The 853-nt window shown below is 42.2% G+C and carries 1 protein-coding gene; it reads right to left on the reverse strand.

Features of this window, described 5'->3' with window-relative positions; all coding sequences use genetic code 11:
- Positions 1-838 (reverse strand): DUF5677 domain-containing protein (locus tag DVK07_RS22490; RefSeq protein WP_233565547.1); only part of this gene is annotated, 838 nt, incomplete at its 3' end.
- Between the last annotated feature and the right edge of the window lie 15 nt (positions 839-853).

Below are 853 nucleotides of genomic sequence, written 5' to 3' on the forward strand. Positions count from 1 at the left end.
TACCCGTAACGTTTGGCAGATCCCGGTTATCTGTATCCATCACACCGATATGCCATTGGGACCCTATAGAACCGGAGTGAACGTTATTATTTGCCAATACATAGGCGGGGTGATAGATATCTAACCCAGACTTTTCTTCAATTCTCCTGAATGAGGCACTTTTATTATCAAATTCCTCGGCAGCCCACCCATATCCGTACCCCCCGTCATCGAATGGTTTGCCATATTTTTCAACAAGCAGCTGCTTCAGCTGATCATACTCTTCTCTTAGGTCAGTGTCAATTGAATCACCAGAGTGTTTCTCATTCTCTTCGATAAGTTGGATCTGTTCCAATAATTTGTAATCAATAAATCGTGAACCAATACTAGGATCTGATTTTAATATGAAATGTGAATAAACGGCAGTCTCATGTAAGGAACGCCACCGAGCTAACGCGCCATCAGCATGTCCATTTGAAAGTAACGTTATTATTTCATATCCAACCTGAATAGCACGACTATGTAATTCATTCATTGCGTGATACCTCGGATCAAGGTTCTGTTCTTTTTCCGGAAGACGCTCAATAAATGTATAACTCCCAATTTCACTGGACAGGATTAAAAGAAATTCTAATTTATTCAACGGCGACTCCCAACGTTCGCGGAGACGGTTATTAAACCCAGAAAGAGCTTCCTGACGTGATTGCGCTATGAGTTCAATTTTGTCACCTAAGATTCCGTTGAGTAGATCTCCAACTAAACCCGGATCAATAGGTAGATGAGGTTGTGTGAGTTCACTAGTCTCGTTGAGAATCGAGCGGATGAGTTGACCTTCCGGGGTTCTGGTAGGCGCACGCATATGTTATTATGATTG

It is taken from the genome of Halorubrum sp. Atlit-26R, assembly GCF_003666015.1.
GTDB lineage: Archaea > Halobacteriota > Halobacteria > Halobacteriales > Haloferacaceae > Halorubrum.